The sequence below is a fragment of the Staphylococcus sp. FSL W8-1270 genome, from assembly GCF_038007165.1.
Classification (GTDB): Bacteria; Bacillota; Bacilli; order Staphylococcales; family Staphylococcaceae; genus Staphylococcus; species Staphylococcus hominis.
This window is the reverse complement of record NZ_JBBOWQ010000001.1, coordinates 146,889-166,855: the sequence shown is the minus strand read 5'-3', so window position 1 is coordinate 166,855 and position 19,967 is coordinate 146,889. Positions and strand designations below refer to the sequence as shown.

Here is a 19,967-nt window from a genome sequence, read left to right as displayed (position 1 = left end):
TATTTTTCTTTTACTGAATTCTGAACTTTTATAAACTGAAAAATAAAACATAACGAGAAAACCGAAAAATATCCCACACATGATTATTAGAATATCCCAACTAATATTCATGTAGCCTCTGTGTATTAATCCATAGGTTACTAAAATTAAAAAAAATGAAATAAATTGTCTTATGACAGGTATCATTTACTAGCCTCCAAAATAAAACAATTGGAATAAAGCAACATTGATGTTAGGTAAATAAGTTATAAATAAAATCTGTAAAGTATGTCTCTAAAAATGCTGCGAGTATGTATAAAGGCAAAGCAATTAGAAAATATATTTTAAGTAAATTACTAAAAGCTAATACAAACGAAAAATTCTGTTTTTTATTCTTTCTAAAAAGATTACTTATTTTTCTAATGATTGTTTTATTTAATTTATATAAACCACTGATAACAAAACACATTGCGAATGTTTCAATTATTGCATGTGGTATAGAAGATAAAACCATAAGAAGACCTTTATTAAAATCAAAATGGATTGCGAAACCAAATGCAATTCCTGTAATTATACTTGTGGAAACTATATTTAAAAAATATAGAAATGGTATTGGGATTAAAGAAAAGATAAACATTTGAAATGGGACTCGGATGGCATTATTTAATATATATTGCCATAGTTTATTTAAACCTTGTGCATTATCAAGACTAGAAGGTACTTTATTTGATATATTTTTAAATGTTTCAAATGATGGATTGAATATAATTGATAGAGTGAAACTTAGTAATAAAAGACTTGTTGCTATTATGAATATTTTTAGTGATCTTTTGAAATAATTTTCGTCTTTGATTTTTAACATGATCTACTCCTTTTTCTCTTGTTTTTTAAAACAAGTGAAACGAGTTTCTTCTTATCTTGATTATAAGTTTTTATTTATTCTCATTGACGTACATTTTGTATCTTTATTTAGTCTTACATGCATAAAAAACGGGCAATTTAATTCGTCTATTTTTTTAGACTTTTATGATAATTTTGTATACCTGTACATACTTTCAAAGTTAATTTTACAGTATAAATTAACAAAAAAGAGCATTCTTCATGAATTATTTTTTTAATTTTTTTAAAAAGTATAAATGAACATTGTATATTACTACTGTGCTTATTAGCATAATTATTGTATAAAGTATCGTACCTAAAATATCATGGTGTTTGATAAAACATATTTTTTTAACAATGCGGCTACGATAAAGATCATTATACAGTTAATTACATGAAAAGTAGTATTAATGGTTACTTTTTTGTTTTTCTTCATTAAAAAAACTCCTATTTCTCAAATAAGTGATTAGAATAATAAAGTAAAATCGTTAGTTGTTATTTGATTAATCTTATTTGTATTATCTATATTAAAACGAATATTCTCAATTTGTATCTTTATTCTGTTAATAAAATAAACAACAAATATCCTAAAACGATCACAATTATAACAATTTTATTAACACTGCCTATATTACCCTACTCTACTGAATAAAACGCCTTCTGAAGGGTAAATACAAATGTGAAGAAAATTAAATCAACTTTTAAAATAGATAAAGAAGAGCGGAAATGCTCAACCAAAGGAGGACTTCACTATTATGAAATACGTAGTAGTCGGAACATCACATGCAGGCTATGCTGCAATAGAAACATTATTAATATCAGATCCAGAGGCGGAAATCGAAGTATTTGAAAGTGCCGAGACACCTTCATTCTTATCTTGTGGTATTCAAAGTTATTTAGAAGATGTTGCACCATCATTACAATCCTTGCATTATGCAGATGCAGAATCGTTAAAAGAACAAGGCGTGAACTTGCATCTTCAAACAACGGTAACGGATTTAGATACTCAAAATAAAACCGTGACTATTAAAAAAGATGGCAACACTTCAGAAGTCTCTTATGATAAATTATTCTTAAGCCCAGGCGCTGTACCAAACGAACTACCAATCAATGGCATCAACGAGTACAATAATGTCTTATTTATGCGTGGTGAAGAATGGGCCGGCAAAATCAAAGAACGCATTCAACATGCGAAGAAAGCCATTGTAGTCGGCGGCGGTTATATCGGTATCGAAGCAGCCGAAGCCTTTACCAAAGCCGGCATCGATACAACACTTATGGATGACCACGATCGTATTATCAACACTTATTTAGATAAAGAATTTACAGATATTTTAGAGAAAAACATTGCCGAACACGGCTTAAAATTCAAAGGAAATGCGAGCGTTAAAGCCTTGAAAGCAGACGATAACAACAATGTCACAGCCGTAGTCACAGATGACGGCGAATACGAAGCAGATACAGTATTATTTGCTGTCGGCGTTAAACCTGCAACAGAATGGTTAGACGGCAAAGTTGAACTCGGTAAAAAAGGCATTATCAAAATCAACGACCGCTTAGAAACATCAGAAAAAGACGTTTATGCAAGTGGCGACGCAACGCTTATTCCATTTGCGCCTATCAACGAAGACCGCTATATTGCACTTGCAACTAACTCTCGTCGTCAAGGTTACGTAGCAGCACGCAACATGGCAGGCAAAGACATGAAGATGCCACGCGTTTCAGGCACATCTGGTCTTTCTTTATTCGATTACAAATTCGGTCAAACAGGCGTACATGAAACAGAAAAAGACAGTTACGACGGCAACTTAGGAGCAAAATATATCGAAGTACCTGTGCGTCCTAAATTCCGTCAAGACGATACAACAGTTCATCTTAAAATCATGTTCGATGAAGATACACATCGCATTCTGGGCGGACAAATTATGAGTACGGAAGACTTAGTAGAATCTATCAACACACTATCGGTTGCAGTCAATGCAGGCTGGACATTAGAAGAACTCGCATTAGTCGACTTCTTCTTCCAACCAGACTTTAACCGTCCATGGAACTACTTGAACATCCTAGCACAACGCGCACTAGGCGACGATGTCTTCCCTAAAGACAAACAACTCTTCTAAACCCTTACGGACAAAAAAAGGTGCGTCTCTCCTCAGGGAGATGCACCTTTTTAATGAGCTTAATACTATTTCAAAGAGACTCCAACCCTTTGAAAGCATATAAAAGAATCGATAAGTCTGCATACCCACTCATCGATTCTTACTTTATTTAGAGATACATTTCTTTAATGTGGCGAGTTTGATTAACCTTCTTTTCTTTTTCCAATTCTTCACGATTTGCTTGATTTCACTAGTAGCTTTTTTCATTTTTAAATACCTTTATTTTTAAATTTAAGGGGTATTTCAAAGATTTAGAGGTAATTTTATATAAGCTCTTAAAACGCAAATATGAGTCAAATAACTGTATTTTAAGTACACCAACTAAAATTTGAACAAAACCAGTGAATAATTTTTTAGACACTGTCCATTTATATACAAACTTAAAAGTTAGTATGAAAAGTGGTCAACCATGCCGGTTGAGCGCTATCATTCCCACAGAAACAAAAAAGCATAAAAAACGTAAAAAACCTATAACATCAAAGTTTAAGAGTACTTTTTCATCTTTACTAGCCACTCATAGTTTCAAATCATCAAATTAATAAATAAAAATATAGCTATTAATGTTTATTAATTTGGTTTCATTATAAGCAATATTTTCAATAAATGTCTCAACAACAGGCTTAAAATATATATAATATACGAAATAACTTCCTATAAATCACTGATTATGTCAAACAAATTAAAAGGTTTAAACATTGATTTAACAGCGTTTAAGTCTTTTCTTTACTACTGTTTATTCCTCCTTTATATACCATTGATCTGACACTTTATTATCTATTTTTATTAGTTAATATTATATAGATTTATTCTGTTAGTAAAATAAACATTAAATAGCCTAAATGACCAAGATAATAGCCATTAGAATAATACTAATGGTTGGTTTTTGATTCTTCTTTTTATTGAATATAGAACTTTTATAGACTGATAATAAAAAAAATTCATTTATGTAAATATTATTTTTTGTTAATTTAAATTTAGAGAAGGAGATGAGGAAAATAAATAAAAAGACTTTCAAAAACACTTTTAAAACAACATTAGTTGTAATTTTGATTTTATTGTATTCTTTATTTTCACTAAGCGACAAATATAGTATTATCTTACTTTGTTTATTAGCTATTATTTTAGGTACAATTATTCATTTTTTAGTAGAATTTATTGGTGACTATTTATATAAAAAATAAAAGGTGGACGCAAATTCGTTCTAAAACTTTATGATCACATTCGTGTATAAAATTTTAATCACTCAAAAATCAACTAAGTATTTTATTAGTTAAATGCTTTAGTTTTTATATTTTTATCTTTTAAAAATGTTTCTACTTCTTTTTGTTTTTTTCCATTTACGTCTTTTTTATATTGTTCATTAATTGAATTTATTTCATCAATATCTTTTATAGATAGATTATCTGAATTAGAATTTTTATTTACTTTTTGTATTTGTGTATTCAATTTTTTTAAGTACTGATTAGCAGTTGTTATATAATCTTTAGTTTTAAACACTCCATCTTTATATCCATTTGGTAAATTAGTGTTTTGAATAAAGTTAGAAAAATTACTATCATTTTTATCATTCATTTCAGTTAATGAATTTAATTTTTTTAACTCATTTTTATTTAAGTTATCTTTATTACTTAAACTTTCAATATTTTCAATTAAAGCATGATTTATATCTAAATATTTTGAAACACTCTTTTTAATTTCTTTTTTACTGATATTTTCATTAATTTTACTAGATGAAAATACTTGTTTAGGTATTGCTGGTAGTTCATTTTTATTAGAAGTTTGATTTTTTGATTTTTCTGTAGAGTTACCACAAGCAGTTAATGAAAAAAATAAAAGAGAAACCATTATTAACACAAAAAATTTCTTTAAATTCATTTAAAATTCTCCTTTTTTAAGCTTTTCTTTATTCTTACCAATCTTTTTCAAGTTGTTTTAAAAATTCTTTTCGATTATATTCTAAATCTTGATCGTACTTTTCACTTTGAACTTCTCTCATATCTCTACTTTTATTTAATCAATTAGGCGTTTTCTCTCGACTTCTCCCTTGTGGCTCCTTGCGGTTAGGTTTTCGGTTTTTCCTAAGAGTATCGTCGCTAACCACAAATGTATCTCGTTCACTCATTCATTCTCACCACGCTTTCTTCGAAAGTTATTACTTAACGTAACCTAAGCATATAAAACATGCAAAGGTTATTTAAGTAATATAGTGGTTTGGAGTACTGGCTTTTCTAGCCACATACATGGTAGTGTCTCCGGCTTGTTGGGGGAACATCTCCAAGTCCCTTAGGATTTTTTCTCACGAAAAAATAGTGGCTAATTGCTAGCCACCATTATAAAATTTTATAAATAAATAATAAAAAATGTAAATTAGATGTTTAAATAGAATATGATTTTTTGTTAAGGTTTAAATATAAAAATATTAGGAGGCTAATCAAGAAGATTACAAAATCAATCAAAATATAGCCAATATTATTTATGATAATCTCGAAAGAAATGATAATGGTGAATTACAAATTATTGATAAAGAATATTTAAAGAATGAACTAAGCAATTCTAGTTTAGATGTTACAGTTAATGATGTTGAGAACTATGTGAATCAATATAATAAAACTATGCAAGGAAAAAATGGTAAAAAAGCGAAAGAAAATTTAGTAGCTTTTAAAAAAGAAGTTGAAAAACAACAAAAAAATAGTACAAGTACGAGTAATAGAGATGCTTGCGATGCTATAACTGTAACTGGTTTTGCTCATACTACAGCTACATCAAGAGCAATGGTAACATTAGGAGTTAGCGGACCTGTTGGCTGGGGAGTCGCAGCAGGAATGGGAGCGTTATATGCTGGAGAATCTATTGCTTGTAATCATGCGTAGGTGAAAAGATGAAAAAATTAATAGATAAATATTTTTTCACTATAAGTCAAGCAACTATCTTATTTATTTTTGCAATTCCAATGACAAACTTAGTGATTAAAAGTCTTTTACTTTATATTTTATTATTTATTATCTTAATTGGAAGTACATTTTTTATTGAACGTGATTTAAGTAAAGAATACTCACTACAGGAAAAAGCAAAAAAAATGTGCTTCACATTGTTACCTATTAATATAGTAGTTGTTCTTATATTCTTTATATTTATACTTTAATATTATAATGAATATATAAGATTAAACTATAGCACATCAAATATTAAAATATTTGATGTGCTATATATTTTGTGGGAGAAAAAATATGAAAAAGAGTAACGTAATTTTAATAATATGTCTTGTTTTTATTTTAGTAGGATGCTCAAAAAGAAAATAATTATTTATGGATACTACAAGTGCCCTTATTGTAAAAAAGTAGAAACTAATATTGTGCTTAAATTACAAAAAGATTATCTTGATAAAGATAAGGCTGATTATAAATTTGTAAATATGGCATTCTTAGGTAAAGATGCAATCAAAGGATCTAGAGCTAGTCATGTAGTTCAAAATATTGCCCCTAACCGTTATTTAGAATTTCAAAAATTAATTTTTTCAAAACAACCTAATCATGAAAATGAATGGTTAACTGAACAATTAATTGACCGACAAATTGATAAACTCAATATTAGTGATAAAAAAGCAAAAAAAATTAAAAAAGACTATAAAAATAAAAATAGTCAATCTTGGAAAGATGCTCAGAAAGATATAAAACTTTATAAAGATAAAAAAGTTAAAGAGGCGCCAACTGTTTATGTAAACGGTAAAAAATTGAAAGATCCTTATAGTTATACAGAATATAAAAAGTATTTGAAGTAATTAATTTAAAAAAGGTAATCATATTGATGAATTTTCAAAAATCGATATTAAAAATATATTAGAAAAAATAGCTGAAATTGAAGAAACACTATATCAAAGAAATGAATAAGTTATACAAAGATACTACCCATAATCATCTATTATGTTAATTACTGTCAGATATTAGTTGAATAAACTCCAGGAGATATACATAACTATATATAATGGAGATATTATTTTTAGTTATATTTAGCATATTTAAATAATGTTAATTTATCTGATAAAATAGCCTCACCATACTTTTCAAACCCTAAAGATTCATAGAAGTGGTAATTTCTACAATTTTTATGAGGAGTATAAACGGTCTATTTATTTTTATTAGTAAATTTTTCGAAAATCATTTTCATAGTTAATTTACTAATTCCATTATTCTGTTCATTTTGAGAAATGAAAATTTTATATAAATGTTGACTATTATGTTTTCTTTAATTTCAAATGCGCCAACTATATTTTCTTCTGAAAAAATCGTAGAGTGTTGATTTGTGGTTATATCGTGTTGTAAGTCTTCCAAAGTTTCACAATATGGACTCGTTAAATACAATAACCCAACCATAATAGAAATTTTTGGTTTTCATCTATTATTCACCTCTAAAATAAAACTCAATCCGTGAAAGGATTAAGTTAGACAGACTATTTTACAATAACAACGGGAATTTCTGAACGTTTTGCTACTTTGTGACTGACGCTACCTAACACCATTTCTTGCAAACTATTTAATCCACGTGTTCCTAAAACAATAGCTTGAAATTCTCCACTATTGGCAACTGAAACAACTGTGTCCGCAGGAACACCATGTGCAATTTTCATTTCATATTTTACATTATGCTCTACAAATAACTCAGTGATATGAGAGAGTTTGTCTTCTCTTTCATTCGTCAAACTGGAACTTTGTTTACCATGTAAAACATCTGTTTTCGATTCCTCAACATCTACAACTGTAAGAATAGTAACAATCGTATTATCATCTATAAAATTTAAAACCTCTTTTGCTGAACGCAAACTATTCTCTGATCCATCTGCTGCTAATAAAATTGATTTATACATAAATAACGCTCCTTTAGTTTAAATGATTTTCATTTAGTTGGCTTAACTCTGAAACAACTTTATGACTATCTGAATTTAATTTTTCTATACGAACAATATTATTTTTTTCTTCGAATTTTCGTACTATCGTGTCAATTGCATCTACTGCAGAATCATCCCATAAGTGTGCATTATTGAAGTTTAATTCTATGGTACTATTTTCAATCTCAAAGTTTATTTGCTCCATCATAGAATCAATAGAAACAAAAAAGATTTGTCCTTTAAAAGATAATCGGTTTATTTTACCGAACTCTTCAGAAATAACTTCTACTTTTGAAATTTTAGTAGCAAAGAATAAAGCACTGAAAACAACGCCTGCAACAACACCTAAAGCTAAATTATGCGTCATTAAAACAATAATCACTGTAATAAGCATAACGACTGCATCCGTTTTTGGTGCTTTCTTAATATATTTAAAGGAATTCCAATCAAATGTACCAATAGAAACCATAACCATAATACCTGCTAAAATTGGCATTGGAACTTGAACTACAAGTCCTCCAAGTACAATAATCATAAATATAAGTACAATACCCGCTGTAAATGTAGACAATCTACTGTTTGCACCTGATTTAACATTGATGACGGATTGACCAATCATGGCACAACCTCCCATGCCACCGAATAATCCGGTAATCATGTTAGCGATACCTTGACCACAGGACTCTCTATTTTTACTACTATAAGTGTCTGTAGCATCGTCTACAATTTTAGCTGTAAGTAAGCTCTCAACTAAACCTACAATAGCCATAGATAAAGAGTAAGGGAAAATAATTTGAAGAGTTTCTAAATTAAAGGGAACATTAGGGATTAAAAAGTGAGGGAAAGCTTGTTTGATATTACCTAAATCTCCCACAGTTCTAACGTCAGAACCTGTATACATATAAAGGGCAGTCAATACGATAATAGCTATTAATGGTGCAGGTATAGCTTTAAAAAATCTTGGAATTATATATACGATGAGTAACGTTACAATTACATATATATAAGTTGAAATTGATATCCCAAAGATATGTTCTATTTGAGACATAAAAATCATGATTCCTAGAGCATTCACAAAACCTATCATGACAGAACGAGGTATAAATTTCATTAGACGACCTACTTTAAGAAGTCCTAAAATTAATTGAATTAACCCCATCAGTATAGTAGCAGCTAGAAGATACTCTACACCGTAATCTTTCACAAGTGGCACAATTAATAAGGCAATAGCCCCTGTTGCACCTGATATCATCGCCGCTCTACCACCTACAATAGCAGTGACGACAGCAATAATGAACGAAGTATATAAACCAACCATAGGATCTACACCAGCAATGATGGAGAATGCGATAGCTTCAGGGATTAAAGCTAAGGCAACTACAATACCTGCAAGTATATTTTTGCCTGGCTGGTTAAGCCATTCATTTTTTAATTTTTCAACCATAACTTACTCTCCTTTTTATTTAATTATATTGTAAAGTATATCAGAAAAGTTTCATATGTATACCCCTTAATGAAACTTTGTGTTAAACTTTAGCTACAGGGTGGTGCAATTAAATGAAATACGGTTATATTAGACCCGTTACAATAAACGACGATTTAAATGAACAAAAAAAGAAAATAGAAACTCATACAAATGAAATTGTTGAAGAAATTCATGCTAATAATAAGAAGAGGAATATATTAGATGTTCTTTTAAATGAAAAATTAGTTCCTGGAGATATGTTATACGTTACGGATTTATGTATTCTTGCAGATTCTACGAAACATTTAGTAGATATATTAGATTATCTTTCTCAGGAGGATATATCTTTATATGTTATTAATTTAAATCGTTACATTTATAAAGACATCAAAGGTGAATTTATAGAGATATTACATGATATCACAGACTTTCAAAGTGATATTGTTAAATTTAGAACTCGTGTAGGATTAGAGAATTATTCAAAAGATGGAAAAACTTTAGGAAGACCAAAGCGAGATGATAAAAATCTTAGAGATGCTATTGAAATGTATATGAGCAAAAAATACACTTTAGATGAGATAAAAGAACAGACAAACATAAGTAGGGCAACTTTGTATCGTCATCTAGATAAATAAGAGGTGATGAACGTTGTTACAAGATATAGTCTATAAAGTATTGTTATCGATTCGAGAAGAAAATAGCGTAGATTTTAAAACGTTGGATGTGAGTGAAAAACCTTTTCTATTAGCACTTGAGAGCGTAGCAGGGGAAGATTTAGCACAAAAAATTTCTAAATTTCAAATAACTATACATAAAAGGCTTTTTGTTTTATAAAATTAATGTTCTGTTCTTTCCCTTTTGATTCTATAAATTGTTTGACGTGTAATACCCACGTCTTTGGCTATCTTACTAATAGATTCTCCTTTATTTAGTAGCTCAATAACACGATGGTAAACAATTCTCTTGTGAGGATTTTTAGCATTAGGTGAATATAGTAAAGGGCGTCCTTTATACACACCTTTTTCTTTCGCAATTTTAATCCCTTGCGCTTGTCTACGTTTACTTTCATTTCGTTCTTGTTCTGAAACCATTGCTAATATTTGAATGATTAAGTCTTTCATAAATTTATCTAATAATGGATTGCCAATGACTTCGTTCATCATAGGTAAGCTAGTAATCATCAATTGAACTTCTTTGTCTTTTAAATAATTAACGGTATGAATCACTTCATCGTAATTACGACCTAAACGATCAATAGATTCTACTATAAACCGATCCCCCATTCTTACAAAGTTAAGTGCTTCTTGAAGTATTGGTCTATTTTCAATAGATTTCCCAGATTGTTTTTCTATAAATATTTTTTCAGCACCAAACGTCTTTAAATTTTCGAGTTGTCTTTCTAAATTTTGTTCGATTGATGATACTCTCGCATAACCAACAATCATTGATTTTCACCTCACAATTAATTATACACCCTAATCATACGTTTTAGTTACTATAAATTCAATAACTACATATGTACGATTAGGGTGTACGCCAATCATACAATTAAAGTTATAAATATTAAATAAACTGAAAGCGTAAAAATGATATAATAAAATCATAATTCTTGAGGAAGCGAAGTGACTTATGAATCTAGCAATTTGCAACTAAATAGTAAACGGATTTTGGTTTATTATCGGAGTTTTTTTATCATCGATTATACTAATTCCATTTGAAGACACTTTACTACAATCTTTACGTAACTATTGGTTACTGCTCCAAAAGAGTGTAGTAAAAGGAACTGCTATAAAATGCAACGTCTATCCTCATATGGACAGTATTGAAAATGCATGTTTAATTTCACAAATCACTTTTAAAGTCAATTCACCTTATAAAAATATGTCTGAAGATTATATGGATATTAAAGAATCAGATCGAATTATCATGAAAGCTATACTTAATAAGTGTGGTATAGATTTACAAAAAAGTAACCATAAGTTAAACAATGTTATGCCAAGTTACAATGTTTTTATCCGTAAAGACGAGTTAGATTATAGATAGAAATAATATTCAAAAGAGAAATGAATGAGGACTTTGCATTTCTCCACTCACCGATGTTATAATTTAGTTAACAAGGAAACTAGCATAGATGCACCAATCCCCTCACTACGGCAATAGTGAGGGGATTTTTTAGGTGTGGCTATGGTCGCCTATTTATTATTGCGATTACGTAGCCAATGCGTAAATAACGCAATAATACAACCACTGATGACTGTGGTCGTGATGTGAACAAGGATTTCTAGCATAGATTAGCACCTCCTCTCTGCGTCGGAATTGACGCCTGAGAGATAGACGACTTGTATATTATATCATCTACGAATATACGATGATAGGTAGCTTCTGATAAGTGATCTGGTTCTGTTGCAAAGTTGATTTTGTAGTATAATTTTAACAAAAAGGAGTATGCTATATGAACTATTTCAGATATAAACAATTTAACAAGGACGTCATCACTGTAGCCGTTGGCTACTATCTAAGATATGCGCTTAGTTATCGTGATATATCTGAAATACTAAGAGAACGTGGTGTCAACGTTCATCATTCAACGGTCTACCGTTGGGTTCAAGAATATGCTCCCGTTTTGTATCAAATTTGGAAGAAAAAACATAAAAAAGCGTATTATAAGTGGCGTGTTGATGAGACATATATCAAAATTAAAGGACAGTGGTGTTATCTGTATCGCGCGATTGATGCAGATGGACATACATTAGATATTTGGTTACGCAAAAAACGAGATCATCAATCAGCATATGCGTTTATTAAGCGCCTTATTAAACAATTCGGTAAACCTCAAATGATAATTACAGATCAAGCACCTTCAACGAAGGTAGCCATGGCTAAAATAATTAAAGTGTTTAAGTTGAAACCTAACTGTCATTGCACATCTAAATATCTCAATAACTTCATTGAACAAGATCATCGTCACATTAAGGTGAGAAAGACAAGATATCAAAGTGTCAATACGGCAAAAAATACACTCAAAGGCATTGAATGTATTTACGGATTATATAAAAAAACCGTAGGTCTCTTCAGATCTACGGATTTTCACCATGCCACGAAATTAGTTATATGTTAGCTGGTTAGGCGAAGACTGACACAATAAAATGGTGATTAGCTATATTTTTCTAACTTTGCAACAGAACCCTTAATTTCATAGAACGGCGAAATTAATACATGTTAGTCAGCTAATTGAATACTTACATTATAAGAGAGTAGTTAACTTTATTTTTAATTTGCACCAGAACTTTTTAATGTATTATTTCATCCTTGAATAAATCACCCCATTCACATATTGCATAAACCACCTTATCTAGCTTGTAGCCTATAGATGTCAGCTTATACTCCACTTTTGGGGGAACTACAGAATAAGTATGTCTTTCAATAATTTGGTCCTCTTCTAATTCTCTAAGTTGTCTTATTAGCATCCTTTGATTGACATGCGGCAACTTTTTTTGTAGCTCACTTAATCTCAATACTTTGTCTTGAAGTAAATGAAAAATTATAGGGATCTTCCACTTTCCTCCGATAACACATAAAGCTAAATCTTTAGAAGTGAAAAATTCTTTTCCTTTATAATACAATTTTCATCCTTCTTTCTTCTATATATTAGAATTTACATTGTTAATGCGGAAGATTATATAATCTTCCGCATTAACTGCTTATTTATATCTATTCTAAATTGGCATGATTATTTTGCATAGTTGTTTCCTCAACATCTAATTGTGTCATTAGTCCAATGACTACACTATCTAAAAAGATTTGTGATGATTGTTCAAACAAACTACCTAACGGTTGATCAGACCCAGTAGCATCGTGTTTTGTACCTGCTGGTAATTCAACTACTGTGTCTGCAATTTCACCAATTGCAGAATCTAGTTTAGTTGTTAGTAATACCACTTTTGCATCAACTGATTTCGCTTTTTCTGCTAATAAGCGAAGATGTTCTGTTGAGCCTGAACCAGAAATTACAATAAATAAATCATCTTTTTGAATTGATGGTGTTGTTGATTCGCCAATGACAAATGCTTGCTTTCCTAATTGATTGAGTCTCATTGCAAAACTGTTTGCAACGAATCCAGAACGCCCCTTACCTGCAATAAATATGCGTGATGCTTCAGTTACTTCTGATACAAACCCATCAAATTCTTCATCTTTAACATGAGATAAAGTGCCCTTTAACTCATCTAAAATTAATTGATAATGATTAAAAGTTGTCATCATTATTTACCTTCAATAGCGTCACGACATTGTTTAGCTGCTTCTACAGGGTCATCAGCATTTGCGATACCGCCACCAACAATTACTAAGTCAGGTTCTTCTGCAACAATTTCTTTAATTGTATCTGGTTTAATACCACCAGCAACTGCGACTTTAGAATTTTTAATTACTGATTTAACTTTACGTAAGCTATCTAATGGAGATTGTCCTTCAGCTTGTAAATCATAACCAGTGTGCACTGCAATATAGTCAGCACCCATTTCATCTAATTCTTTCGCACGTTTTTCTAAATCTTGAACAGCAATCATATCTACTAATAATTGTTTGTTATTTTTATGTGCTTCTTCAACTGCTGCTTTAATTGACGCATCTTCTGCTACACCTAAAATTGTTACAACATCAGCGCCGAATTTAACAGCTTGGCTTACTTCATAGTCTGCTGCATCCATGATTTTTAAGTCTGCTAATACTTTAGCATTGCTTATATTTTCATTTAAATGTTGAACGGCAGGTAAACCTTCGTTAATCACAATTGGTGTACCAATTTCTACAATATCAACATATTCTTCTACTTTTTTCGCTAATTCTGCTGCTTCTTCTTTATTTAATAAATCAATAGCTAATTGTAATTCCACGATAATTCATCCTTTCATTAATTTATACCTTTATTTTGACATAATTATCAATAAATCAATACTGACAAAATTGGCATATAGGGAATGTCAGCTTATCTAAAGGGGGTGACTATTTTTTCAGTATGAATAATATTACACTGTAGTGTACAGTTGGAATTGTAAATATAAGACTAATAATTACAAATTTGGAGGCTTTTTAGATGACTCATATTCAATTAGATTATGGTAAGACTTTAGAATTTTTTGGAGAACATGAATTAGAACAACAAAAAGATATCGTGAAGACATTACACAAAACGATACATGGAGGAACTGGTGCAGGAAATGATTTCTTGGGTTGGGTAGACCTTCCAGTTGATTATGATAAAGAAGAGTTTTCAAGAATTGTAGAAGCTTCTAAACGTATTAAAGCAAATTCTGACGTGTTAGTTGTTATTGGTATTGGTGGCTCATACCTTGGTGCACGTGCTGCTATTGAAATGCTAACATCTTCATTTAGAACAAATAATGACTATCCTGAAATTGTTTTTGTAGGTAACCATTTATCATCAAGCTATACAAAAGAATTAGTAGATTATTTAGCTGACAAAGATTTCTCTGTAAACGTCATTTCTAAATCTGGTACAACTACAGAACCAGCAGTTGCATTCCGTTTATTCAAACAATTAGTTGAGAGTAAATATGGCAAAGAAGAAGCTAAAAAACGTATCTTTGCTACAACAGATAAACAAAAAGGTGCATTAAAACAATTAGCTACAAATGAAGGTTATGAAACATTTGTAGTTCCTGATGATGTAGGTGGCCGTTATTCAGTGTTAACTGCTGTAGGTTTATTACCAATCGCAGCTGCAGGTATTAATATTGAAGCGATGATGATTGGTGCAGCAAAAGCACGTAAAGAATTATCTTCTGACAAATTAGAAGAAAATATTGCTTATCAATATGCAACAATCCGTAACCTTCTATATAGCAAAGGTTATACAACTGAAATGCTTATCAACTATGAACCGTCAATGCAATATTTCAATGAATGGTGGAAACAATTATTTGGTGAATCAGAAGGTAAAGACTTTAAAGGTATTTATCCTTCAAGTGCTAACTACACTACTGATTTACATTCATTAGGACAATACGTTCAAGAAGGTCGTCGTTTCTTATTTGAAACAGTTGTTAAAGTGAATCATCCAAAACATGATCTTACTATTGAAGAAGATAGTGACGATTTAGATGGATTAAATTATCTTGCTGGTAAAACAATTGATGAAGTTAATACAAAAGCATTTGAAGGTACATTATTAGCACATACTGATGGTGGCGTACCTAATATCGTTGTTAATATTCCACAATTAGATGAAGAAACATTTGGCTATGTCGTGTACTTCTTTGAACTCGTATGTGCTATGAGTGGTTATCAATTAGGCGTCAATCCATTCAATCAACCTGGTGTAGAAGCGTATAAACAAAATATGTTTGCTTTACTTGGTAAACCAGGATTTGAAGATATGAAAAAAGATCTTGAAGCAAGATTGTAGGTTATAAACTATAAAGAAATGAGAGGATACAATGTCTAGTAATATTGGAATTTTAGGTTTAGGTGTTATGGGGAAAAATCTTGCGTGGAACATCGAGGATAAGAAATATTCTGTGAGTATTCATAGTAGAGATAATAATGAAATTAATGATACTATTCAAAAGTCTCATTATCAAAAGATATATCCTGCGTATAACTTGAAAGAATTTGTAGATTCATTAGAAAAACCCCGTAAAATTTTGTTGATGATTAAGGCCGGGAGTCCTACGGATAATATGATAAATACACTACTTCCGCTGTTAGATGATGATGATATTTTAATTGATGGTGGTAATACAAACTATCAAGATACAATTCGTCGAAATAAAGCATTAGCTGAAAGTGGCGTTAATTTCATCGGTATGGGCGTTTCAGGTGGTGAAGTAGGCGCTTTAACTGGTCCTTCATTAATGCCTGGCGGTCAAGAAGCCGCTTATAATAAAGTCAGTGATATCTTAGATGCCATTTCAGCTAAAGCGCAAGATGGCGCATCTTGCGTAACATACATTGGCCCAAATGGTGCAGGTCATTATGTGAAAATGGTCCATAACGGTATTGAATATGCAGATATGCAATTAATCGCTGAAAGTTATGCAATGATGAAAGACTTATTAGGTATGAGTCATACTGAAATTTCTCAAACATTCAAAGATTGGAATGCTGGAGAACTCGAAAGTTACTTAATAGAAATTACTGGTGATATTTTCACTGAATTAGATGAAAATAATGAACCTTTAGTAGAAAAAATATTAGATACTGCTGGTCAAAAAGGTACAGGTAAGTGGACTTCTATTAATGCATTAGAATTAGGAATTCCATTAACAATTATCACTGAATCAGTATTTGCTCGTTTCATTTCATCCATTAAAGAAGAACGTGTTAACGCGTCTAAATCATTAAATGGACCACAAGCTTCATTTGATGGTAATAAAGAAGAATTCTTAGAAAAAATCAGAAAAGCATTATATATGAGTAAGATTTGTTCTTACGCTCAAGGCTTTGCGCAAATGAGAAAAGCGAGCGAAGATCACGAATGGAACTTAAAATTAGGTGATCTTGCAATGATTTGGCGTGAGGGTTGTATCATTCGTGCACAATTCTTACAAAAAATTAAAGATGCTTACGATAATAATCCAGAACTTGAAAACTTATTATTAGATCCATACTTCAAAAATATTGTTACAGATTACCAAGAGGCATTAAGAGACGTCGTAGCAACAGGCGTTAAAAACGGTGTACCAACACCAGGATTCTCTGCAAGTGTGAACTACTATGATAGTTATCGTTCTGAAGATTTACCTGCTAATCTTATCCAAGCACAACGTGACTATTTTGGTGCACATACTTATGAACGTAAAGATCATGAAGGTGTGTTCCACACACAATGGGATGAAGAGTAATATAATTACTGTTACGGAATGAAAACCAGAAACTAGCTAATCAAGTAAAAGGGGGGAACTGCTTTGGATAAAAATTTATCATCATTAATAACAATATTTGGCGGAACAGGAGATTTAAGTTACAGGAAATTGCTACCTTCTATTTTTAATCTTTATAAAAAGGGTCACTTTAAGAAATTAGTTATCATTTCTACGGGTTTAGAGGATATAAGTGATGAAGAATATAGAAGTAAAGTAAAACAAATTTTATTAAGCCGAGAAAATTTTGAAATGGTGAACTTATTTTTAGATAACATATTTTACTTTCAACAAAATGTTGAAGATAAAACAAGTTGGAATAAATTAAAGGAACTTTCCAATGATATTGATAAAAAATATTGTTTGGATGGCAATAGATTATTTTACTTAGCAATGAATCCTCAATTTTTTAAAATTATAACTCAAAGCATAAGCCAATCAGGTCTTTCTGATACAAATGGATTTTCAAGATTAATAATCGAAAAACCATTTGGAAAAGATTTGAAATCTGCTGAAGACTTAAATAAACACATAAGACAGTATTTTAAAGAAGAAGAAATATTTAGAATAGATCATTATCTAGGTAAAGAGATGGTGCAAAATATTGAATCTTTACGTTTTGGTAATACAATATTTGAACCATTGTGGAACAACAAGTATATATCAAATGTTCAAATAACTCTATCGGAAACTTTAGGCATTGAAGATAGAGGCCAATACTATGATTCTACAGGAGCGCTTAAAGATATGGTGCAAAATCATGCACTACAAATACTTACTCTTATTGCTATGGAGAAACCCGAAAGCAGAAATAGTAAAGATATTAGACTAAAAAAAATCGAACTTTTAAACAATATAAAATTTTTGAAAGGGGCTGATGTACACAAATATTTTGTTAGAGGACAATATATTAATGGTATTATTAATGAAACTCCGATAATGTCATATCATGAAGAAAAAGGTGTTGATAGTGATTCAACAACAGAAACATTTGTAGCAGGAAAAGTACTTATCAATAATAGAAGATGGGAAGGGACTCCATTTTATATTCGTACGGGGAAACGCTTAGGTAAAAAAGCAACAGAGATTGTTATAGAATTCAAAAAAAACAATAATACATTAAGATATGAAAATAATAATGAGGATACTGATTGTAATTTACTGGTAATAAATATAGAACCTAATGCCAAAATATCACTATATATTTATGAAAATAAATCAAATAGAAATAATAGAAGTCATAATATGAAAATTTATAACTCAATAGATAAAAACCAAGTAGTGGATGCTTATGAATCACTTATATGTGATGCTTTAATAGGAAATCAAACTAATTTTGTACATTGGGAAGAACTTAAACAATCATGGGAATTTATAGATTATATAAGTACTGAATGGAAAAAATCTAACGTAACAATACCACAGTATAAACCAGGAAGTTTTGGACCTAAAGAAAGCGATCAATTACTTAAACAAGATAACTTTGAATGGTGGAATAATCTATAAAACGTAAATATTGCAAAACACTATATAGGAGGAGTTAAATGAATATTCTGGTTCTGTTGCAAAGTTAGAAAAATATAGCTAACTACCATTTTATCATGTCGTTGTTCCCTTAACTGGCTAACATATCCCTAATTTCGTGGCATGGCGAAAATCCGTAGATCTGAAGAGATCTGCGGTTCTTTTTATATAGAGCGTAAATACATTCAATACCTTTTAAAGTATTCTTTGCCGTATTGATACTTTGATATCTTGTCTTTCTTACTTTAATATGACGGTGATCTTGCTCAATGAGGTTATTCAGATATTTCGATGTACAATGACAGTCAGGTTTAAGTTTAAAAGCTTTAATTACTTTAGCTATTGCTACTTTCGTTGAAGGTGCCTGATCTGTAATTACCTTTTGAGGTTTACCAAATTGTTTAATGAGACGTTTGATAAACGCATATGCTGAATGATTATCTCGTTGCTTACGCAACCAAATATCTAATGTATGTCCCTCTGCATCAATGGCACGATATAAATAGCTCCATTTTCCTTTTATTTTGATGTACGTCTCATCAATACGCCATTTGTAATAAGCTTTTTTATGCTTTTTCTTCCAAATTTGATACAAAATTGGGGCATATTCTTGAACCCAACGGTAGACTGTTGAATGATGAACGTTTACACCACGTTCCCTTAATATTTCAGATATATCACGATAACTCAATGCATATCTTAGATAGTAGCCAACGGCTACAGTGATAACATCTTTGTTAAATTGTTTATATCTGAAATAGTTCATACAGAAGACTCCTTTTTGTTAAAATTATACTATAAATTCAACTTTGCAACAGAACCAAATTAGTTATGCAGTCGCTTTAGCATTAAGGTATATACCAGACATACAAGAAACGTACTTTAATATTTCTCAGGCACAACAAGCGAGAGGATTTGAAATGTCTAAAAAAGTAAATTTACTAAATAGACTTAAAGGGGCTTCTAAAATTGTCTTACCATTAATTTTTTCGAGTTTGGATAGGATTGAAATAATAAGTACGGCTATGGAATTACGCCAATTTGGACAACATAAATCGCGTACATGGTATGTAAGCGAGCCTTTTAAAAAGAAAGATATTATTGTAATCTTTATAGCATTACTTTTTATTGTGATAGTAATAACATTATTTTATATAAATGAAGGTAGATTCTATAACCCTTGGAAATAACTAAAA

21 protein-coding genes and 1 pseudogene are annotated in these 19,967 nt (G+C 30.5%); 12 read left to right on the top strand and 10 right to left on the bottom strand.

The window, feature by feature from the left end; translation table 11 throughout:
* Positions 1 to 232: 232 nt before the first annotated feature.
* Positions 233 to 841, bottom strand: coding sequence for a stage II sporulation protein M (locus tag NSU06_RS00775; RefSeq protein WP_049415249.1), 609 nt, complete (start codon positions 839 to 841; stop codon positions 233 to 235).
* A gap of 772 nt (positions 842 to 1,613) precedes the next feature.
* Between NSU06_RS00775 and NSU06_RS00770 the strand changes: the two genes are divergently transcribed.
* Complete coding sequence (locus NSU06_RS00770; RefSeq protein ID WP_048681262.1) at positions 1,614 to 2,978, top strand: FAD-dependent oxidoreductase; 1,365 nt, start codon at positions 1,614 to 1,616, stop codon at positions 2,976 to 2,978.
* Positions 2,979 to 4,283: 1,305 nt separating this feature from the next.
* Here the strand turns inward: NSU06_RS00770 and NSU06_RS00765 are convergent.
* Entirely contained in the window at positions 4,284 to 4,892 is a 609-nt protein-coding gene (locus NSU06_RS00765) for an NDxxF motif lipoprotein (protein WP_048679962.1), read from the bottom strand.
* Between the two features lie 716 nt (positions 4,893 to 5,608).
* On the opposite strand from NSU06_RS00765, the gene NSU06_RS00760 reads away from it, so the two are divergent.
* The 3 genes from NSU06_RS00760 (at position 5,609) to NSU06_RS00750 (ending at position 6,795) form a co-directional block, all read left to right on the top strand.
* On the top strand, positions 5,609 to 5,887 hold the full coding sequence (locus tag NSU06_RS00760; RefSeq protein ID WP_231098523.1) for a hypothetical protein: 279 nt from the start codon (positions 5,609 to 5,611) through the stop codon (positions 5,885 to 5,887).
* Positions 5,888 to 5,895: 8 nt separating this feature from the next.
* On the top strand, positions 5,896 to 6,159 hold the full coding sequence (locus NSU06_RS00755) for a hypothetical protein (protein WP_048679959.1): 264 nt from the start codon (positions 5,896 to 5,898) through the stop codon (positions 6,157 to 6,159).
* 114 nt (positions 6,160 to 6,273) lie between these two features.
* Positions 6,274 to 6,795 carry a DsbA family protein gene (locus NSU06_RS00750; protein ID WP_080982415.1) on the top strand — a complete coding sequence of 174 codons (522 nt, stop codon included), beginning with the start codon at positions 6,274 to 6,276 and terminating at the stop codon, positions 6,793 to 6,795.
* A 669-nt stretch (positions 6,796 to 7,464) separates the two neighbouring features.
* Here NSU06_RS00750 and NSU06_RS00745 read toward each other — a convergent pair.
* Together NSU06_RS00745 and NSU06_RS00740 are read right to left on the bottom strand one after the other, a co-directional pair.
* Positions 7,465 to 7,878, bottom strand: a complete 414-nt coding sequence (locus tag NSU06_RS00745; RefSeq protein ID WP_000278297.1) for a universal stress protein — start codon at positions 7,876 to 7,878, stop codon at positions 7,465 to 7,467.
* A gap of 13 nt (positions 7,879 to 7,891) precedes the next feature.
* Complete coding sequence (locus NSU06_RS00740) at positions 7,892 to 9,343, bottom strand: SulP family inorganic anion transporter (protein WP_000229534.1); 1,452 nt, start codon at positions 9,341 to 9,343, stop codon at positions 7,892 to 7,894.
* 113 nt (positions 9,344 to 9,456) lie between these two features.
* Between NSU06_RS00740 and NSU06_RS00735 the strand changes: the two genes are divergently transcribed.
* Both NSU06_RS00735 and NSU06_RS00730 read left to right on the top strand, forming a co-directional pair.
* Positions 9,457 to 9,999 (top strand): recombinase family protein, encoded by a 543-nt coding sequence (locus tag NSU06_RS00735; RefSeq protein WP_000873696.1) that lies wholly within the window; start codon positions 9,457 to 9,459, stop codon positions 9,997 to 9,999.
* Between the two features lie 13 nt (positions 10,000 to 10,012).
* Positions 10,013 to 10,198 carry a hypothetical protein gene (locus tag NSU06_RS00730; protein WP_000938699.1) on the top strand — a complete coding sequence of 62 codons (186 nt, stop codon included), beginning with the start codon at positions 10,013 to 10,015 and terminating at the stop codon, positions 10,196 to 10,198.
* A 2-nt stretch (positions 10,199 to 10,200) separates the two neighbouring features.
* On the opposite strand, the gene NSU06_RS00725 is transcribed toward NSU06_RS00730, so the two are convergent.
* Positions 10,201 to 10,809 carry a recombinase family protein gene (locus tag NSU06_RS00725; RefSeq protein ID WP_000635273.1) on the bottom strand — a complete coding sequence of 203 codons (609 nt, stop codon included), beginning with the start codon at positions 10,807 to 10,809 and terminating at the stop codon, positions 10,201 to 10,203.
* Positions 10,810 to 11,176: 367 nt separating this feature from the next.
* On the opposite strand from NSU06_RS00725, the gene NSU06_RS00720 reads away from it, so the two are divergent.
* Positions 11,177 to 11,407: a hypothetical protein gene (locus tag NSU06_RS00720; RefSeq protein WP_002471858.1), complete on the top strand. Its 231-nt coding sequence runs from the start codon at positions 11,177 to 11,179 to the stop codon at positions 11,405 to 11,407.
* Positions 11,408 to 11,556: 149 nt separating this feature from the next.
* Here NSU06_RS00720 and NSU06_RS00715 read toward each other — a convergent pair whose 3' ends face one another.
* Positions 11,557 to 11,652, bottom strand: coding sequence for a type I toxin-antitoxin system Fst family toxin (locus NSU06_RS00715; RefSeq protein ID WP_000889978.1), 96 nt, complete (start codon positions 11,650 to 11,652; stop codon positions 11,557 to 11,559).
* 164 nt (positions 11,653 to 11,816) lie between these two features.
* On the opposite strand from NSU06_RS00715, the gene NSU06_RS00710 reads away from it, so the two are divergent.
* Positions 11,817 to 12,490, top strand: a protein-coding gene (locus NSU06_RS00710; protein ID WP_223200496.1) for an IS6 family transposase whose coding sequence is annotated in 2 segments (ribosomal slippage) — positions 11,817 to 12,417 and positions 12,417 to 12,490 — 675 coding nt in all. Because the reading frame shifts where the segments join, the coding sequence is not laid out codon by codon here.
* Positions 12,491 to 12,654: 164 nt separating this feature from the next.
* Here NSU06_RS00710 and NSU06_RS00705 read toward each other — a convergent pair.
* The 3 genes from NSU06_RS00705 to hxlA form a co-directional block, all read right to left on the bottom strand.
* Positions 12,655 to 12,987 carry a winged helix-turn-helix transcriptional regulator gene (locus NSU06_RS00705; protein ID WP_000291486.1) on the bottom strand — a complete coding sequence of 111 codons (333 nt, stop codon included), beginning with the start codon at positions 12,985 to 12,987 and terminating at the stop codon, positions 12,655 to 12,657.
* 88 nt (positions 12,988 to 13,075) lie between these two features.
* Positions 13,076 to 13,624, bottom strand: coding sequence for a 6-phospho-3-hexuloisomerase (gene hxlB, locus NSU06_RS00700; protein WP_001826328.1), 549 nt, complete (start codon positions 13,622 to 13,624; stop codon positions 13,076 to 13,078).
* Between the two features lie 2 nt (positions 13,625 to 13,626).
* Positions 13,627 to 14,259 (bottom strand): 3-hexulose-6-phosphate synthase, encoded by a 633-nt coding sequence (hxlA, locus tag NSU06_RS00695; RefSeq protein WP_000422872.1) that lies wholly within the window; start codon positions 14,257 to 14,259, stop codon positions 13,627 to 13,629.
* Positions 14,260 to 14,459: 200 nt separating this feature from the next.
* Here hxlA and NSU06_RS00690 point away from each other — a divergent pair, with 200 nt between their 5' ends.
* The 3 genes from NSU06_RS00690 to zwf all read left to right on the top strand — a co-directional run bounded on the left by NSU06_RS00690 (position 14,460) and on the right by zwf (position 18,753).
* On the top strand, positions 14,460 to 15,791 hold the full coding sequence (locus NSU06_RS00690) for a glucose-6-phosphate isomerase (RefSeq protein WP_000148861.1): 1,332 nt from the start codon (positions 14,460 to 14,462) through the stop codon (positions 15,789 to 15,791).
* A gap of 31 nt (positions 15,792 to 15,822) precedes the next feature.
* A complete protein-coding gene (gene gndA, locus NSU06_RS00685) occupies positions 15,823 to 17,229 on the top strand; it encodes an NADP-dependent phosphogluconate dehydrogenase (protein ID WP_000097595.1) in 1,407 nt (468 codons plus the stop codon).
* 63 nt (positions 17,230 to 17,292) lie between these two features.
* Complete coding sequence (gene zwf, locus NSU06_RS00680; RefSeq protein WP_000360133.1) at positions 17,293 to 18,753, top strand: glucose-6-phosphate dehydrogenase; 1,461 nt, start codon at positions 17,293 to 17,295, stop codon at positions 18,751 to 18,753.
* A 109-nt stretch (positions 18,754 to 18,862) separates the two neighbouring features.
* Here zwf and NSU06_RS00675 read toward each other — a convergent pair whose 3' ends face one another.
* Entirely contained in the window at positions 18,863 to 19,537 is a 675-nt protein-coding gene (locus NSU06_RS00675) for an IS6-like element IS257 family transposase (protein ID WP_001105984.1), read from the bottom strand.
* 55 nt (positions 19,538 to 19,592) lie between these two features.
* On the opposite strand from NSU06_RS00675, the pseudogene NSU06_RS00670 reads away from it, so the two are divergent.
* A pseudogene (locus NSU06_RS00670) lies at positions 19,593 to 19,961 on the top strand (energy-coupling factor transporter transmembrane component T family protein); the annotation flags it as partial.
* Between the last annotated feature and the right edge of the window lie 6 nt (positions 19,962 to 19,967).